The sequence below is a fragment of the uncultured Wocania sp. genome, from assembly GCF_964021735.1.
GTDB lineage: Bacteria > Bacteroidota > Bacteroidia > Flavobacteriales > Flavobacteriaceae > Wocania_A.
In genome coordinates this window covers 1-4,191 of the sequence record NZ_CAXIBN010000226.1, presented here as the reverse complement: position 1 = coordinate 4,191, position 4,191 = coordinate 1, and the positions used below count along the sequence as shown (strand labels likewise).

Here is a 4,191-nt window from a genome sequence, read left to right as displayed (position 1 = left end):
GACTTTGTTTTTGATAACATAACGATTCGTTTTTTGATTAATGATTGTTTAAAAAATGTATTGATGAATGATATTTTTTTGGTTTCGAAAACTTGTTCTAAAAGGTTTTGATAGTATTCATTTTTATCTTGATGCTTAACTGCATTAGCATCAGCAATAAATTCGTGCAGTGTTGCCATTCTGTTTTGATACATATATACAAATGGATTGAACCAGAAAACAATACGCAACAACTCAAAAAATAATAAATCTAAAGTGTGTTTTTGTTTTGTATGAATAAGCTCATGTTTCAAAATAGTTTCTTTATCTTCTGCTTTAATGTGCTCACCTAAAAAAATATAATGAAAAAACGAAAATGCAGCATTACTATTTAATAATTCAACCAGTACAATGTTACCAATAGATTGTTTTGGGTTTTTAATAACTAACACAAAAATTTTAAACACTTTATACAGAAACAAACAAAACGCTATACACAAACCTATATAGAATGTAACCTCCCAAAATGACATGGAATTTTGCTTTAATACAACTGCATTTAAAATAATTGGGTTATTTGGATTTACTGAAGATTGCCCTAAAATAACTTCGGGTAACGATATAACATAGTTTTGTGGCACTACTTTTTTAAAACTTTCTACTTTTATAAATGGTAACATTAAAGATAGAATGGCAGTTACTAAAAGGTACAATCTGTTCCATTTAAAAAACGTTTCTTTTTTTAAAAACACATCGTATGCCAATAGAAAGACAAGTTGAAACGCTATAGTTTGTAATATATAATGTATCATTTTTTATCTTTTTTATTGATTTCTTTTAAAACCGATTCTAGTTCGTTTAAACTAATATCATTCTTTTTCATAAAGAAAGACACCATGCTTTTAAAAGAGCCTTGAAAGTAATTGTCTACTAATTTATTTATGGATTGATTACTGTATTCTTGTTGGGGAATCAACGGAAAATACAAATGTCCTTTCCCCTGCTTTTCGTAATCTACAAAACCTTTGCTCTCTAAAATTCTAACAATTGTAGATACAGTATTGTAAGCAGGTTTTGGCTCTGGAAACTCTTCTATTATAGCTTTTACATTGGCTTTTTTAAGCTGCCAAAGTATTTGCATTATATCCTCCTCTGCTTTAGTAAGTAACTTCATTTTTTAAAATATTTTTATTCAACTAAGCTTTTAGTTAAACAAATATAACTAAAAAATTAGTTTGAACTAATTTTTTAGTTTAAAAATGTAACAACTTGTATAATTTAACGTCATACCAATAAACATTTTAACACTTTTATGGATATAATTTTAGTTATAATTTCTTCTTTATTTATTCTTTTAGGAATTATTGGCAGCTTTTTACCTGTATTACCTGGACCATTAACAAGTTGGTTAGGATTATTAATTCTTCATTTAACTGATGCTATCCCAATGAATAAATCGTTTATAATTATTACGCTTATTATTGCTATTCTTATATGGGTACTAGATTATATTATACCTGCCATTGGCACTAAACGTTTTGGCGGAACGAAGTTTGGTATGATTGGCACGACATTAGGATTAATAGTTGGATTAATTACTCCTATTCCTGGAGGCATTATTATTGGGCCTTTTGTTGGTGCACTTATTGGTGAGCTATTAAATAATGCTGATTCTAAAACGGCTTTTAAGGCAGCTTTTGGTTCTTTTATTGGCTTTTTAACCTCAACTTTTATTAAGTTTATAGTAGCAATAATTTATTTAGGATTGTTTATTGGCGTTTTATGGGATTATAAAAATGCTCTTTTTTCATTTTAGAAAAACTAAAGTATTAAAATAGAAGAACCCTGTGGGTCTCTCACATCCACAGGGTTATTGTAAATTGCTATTATCAACAAAAAAAATTGAGGGATTAATTAATTTGAAGTGTTGATAAGACAAATATATGCATAACAAATTGCTTTGAACTGCGGAAAAACCGTAACAAGTTTGCGGTTAAAATGTAGAATTTAGATATAGTAAGAGGTTTGATAATGAAAAAAAAACAAAAAAATTAAAATTAATATTTATTAATTTAAAAACTTAGAACTTTACTTACACAAAACCTTTGTCTCTAGCTTCTTTTAGTAGTGTTTCGTCTTGTCCGTCTTGAACAGAAAATAATTCTTTAAGCTGTTTTTTTCTTTTTTCGACAGCACTTAATGAGATATCTAAATGTGCTGCGAGATTTTTTGTTTTTACACCTTGAGATAATAAGTGAAGTATTTTTCTGTTTTTATCATCGATTACTATATCACTAGTAATTGTTCTTCTTATATGGTTGTTTACTGTTCCACTGTAAAAAGGTGGATTATTAAGTACTGCTTGAAACGCACTTGCTAATTCGCTTGATGTTAAATCGCTTTTAATTAAAAATCCTTCGGGATCTATAGTTTTAATAATATTATGAATACGAAAAGATTCGTTGAACATAGTTAGTATTATAATTTTAGCATTTGGTAGAATATTGCGCGCATATTCTGCTAAATCCTCTCCAGATTGCATTAATCCATCAGTAGATGGTGGTAAGCTTATATCTACAAATAACACATTATAAGGTGTGTTATTTTTTACAGCTTTATTCATAAAAACTAAAGCTTCATCACAATTATTAGCTATATCAATTGATAATTCTTGGTTATCTTTTTTAGTAAATAGTAAAGTGTTTTGATAGCCTTCTATAATCATAGGGTGGTCATCAATCATCAATATTTTAATATACTCTGTCATTCAATTATAATTATTAATCTGTTTTAACTTTTATTGTTATAGTTGTGCCTTTATTTACTTCTGAGGTTATATTTAAATCACCTTTAATTTCTTCAACTCTAGAGTTAATGTTTTTTAAACCAATACCTCTTTTAGCTTTATCTACAATAAAACCTGACCCATTATCATTAATAACTAAGCAAAATACATTATTTTTTACTTCAAAGCTAATTTTTACAAGGGTTGCATTAGCGTGTTTATAAATATTTTGTAGTGATTCTTGTATAATTCTGTAAATGTGAATTTTAGTCTTATTTGAAGCTTCTTCCCAATTAATATCGTCATTATGCTTTAACTCGTAATCAAAACCATAAGCTTTTGTTTGCTTTTTTAGCAAGCTTTTTATTATGTCTATAAATCCAGAGCCAGACACAAAATCGGTATTTAATTTGTGAGAAACTTTTCTAATATCATCCTCTATATTTTTAAGCTCAGAAATATATTGGCTTCTCGTATTAATAGCATCTGCATTAGTACCCATATTTAAACTATCCAAACTTAAGCGTGTACCAAACAAACGGCCTAAAACGCCATCGTGTAACTCTTCAGAAATACGTTTTTTTTCTAATGTTCTTGCTTCTTCAATATTATCTTGTTGCGAAAGCATTAGGTTATAAATTTCTTCATTAGTTTCTTGCTGCTGCTGTATAAATTTCAATTCTTTATTTTTATTTCTTTGGTTAACAACCAAATAAATTAAAAAAGAGGTTATAATTAAGGTTATAGAAATAATTAAAAGCCACATACGCTCTCGTGCAATTCTAATATTTTCTTGTTCAATTTGGTTGGTTTCAAAACGAATTCTTGCAAATTTATCTCTTTTAGCTCTTTCGCTTCTTTGCAGGCTATCACTAAGCTTAACATATTTTTTTAAATGCTTGGCAGCAATGTCTCCCTTTTCAATTTTTGAAAGCAGTAAAAGTGATTTTAATAAATCATCATTATTATAAGCCTCCGAAATGTTTTTAGCTTTATAAGCATGATATTTAGCTAAATCTTTATTATTCTTATTGTTATAATATTCTGCTAAATGTTGATGAATTATTATAGAATTATAACTAAGGTTAATACTATCACATATTCTTAAGGCTTTTAAATATAATTCAGGCAATTGTTCTGTTTGCTTAGATAGATATAATGTATTTGCATAATTACCTAAAGCCAAGACATAAACATCTGGGTGATTATTAATTAATTCCTTATTTGATAAAATTTCATTATACTTTTCTATAGCTAACTCATATTCTCCTGAACGTCTATAAACTTTAAGCATATTATTTAGAGTTAAACCTATGCTTCTTTGAAAGTCTCCTTTTAGTTTCTTTTTTATTTCAAGTGATTTTTTGTAATACTCTATAGATTCATTAAATTGTTCTAACTCATCAAAAACAATTCCTAAGTTATTA

General features: G+C 27.5%; 5 protein-coding genes. 1 reads left to right on the top strand and 4 read right to left on the bottom strand.

Translation table 11 applies throughout. The features are described from left to right. Both AADI82_RS14040 and AADI82_RS14035 read right to left on the bottom strand, forming a co-directional pair. Nucleotides 1-791 (bottom strand): M56 family metallopeptidase (locus AADI82_RS14040; RefSeq protein ID WP_341217052.1); only part of this gene is annotated, 791 nt, incomplete at its 3' end. Further along, entirely contained in the window at nt 788-1,153 is a 366-nt protein-coding gene (locus tag AADI82_RS14035; RefSeq protein ID WP_034041800.1) for a BlaI/MecI/CopY family transcriptional regulator, read from the bottom strand. The genes AADI82_RS14035 and AADI82_RS14040, both read right to left, overlap by 4 nt. 138 nt (nt 1,154-1,291) lie before the next feature. Between AADI82_RS14035 and AADI82_RS14030 the strand changes: the two genes are divergently transcribed. Continuing rightward, nucleotides 1,292-1,795, top strand: a complete 504-nt coding sequence (locus AADI82_RS14030; protein WP_341217051.1) for a DUF456 domain-containing protein — start codon at nt 1,292-1,294, stop codon at nt 1,793-1,795. A gap of 276 nt (nt 1,796-2,071) precedes the next feature. Here AADI82_RS14030 and AADI82_RS14025 read toward each other — a convergent pair whose 3' ends face one another. Beyond that, nucleotides 2,072-2,746 carry a DNA-binding response regulator gene (locus AADI82_RS14025; RefSeq protein WP_341217050.1) on the bottom strand — a complete coding sequence of 225 codons (675 nt, stop codon included), beginning with the start codon at nt 2,744-2,746 and terminating at the stop codon, nt 2,072-2,074. Between the two features lie 13 nt (nt 2,747-2,759). After that, a partial coding sequence (locus AADI82_RS14020; RefSeq protein WP_341217049.1) for a tetratricopeptide repeat protein occupies nt 2,760-4,191 on the bottom strand: 1,432 nt, incomplete at its 5' end.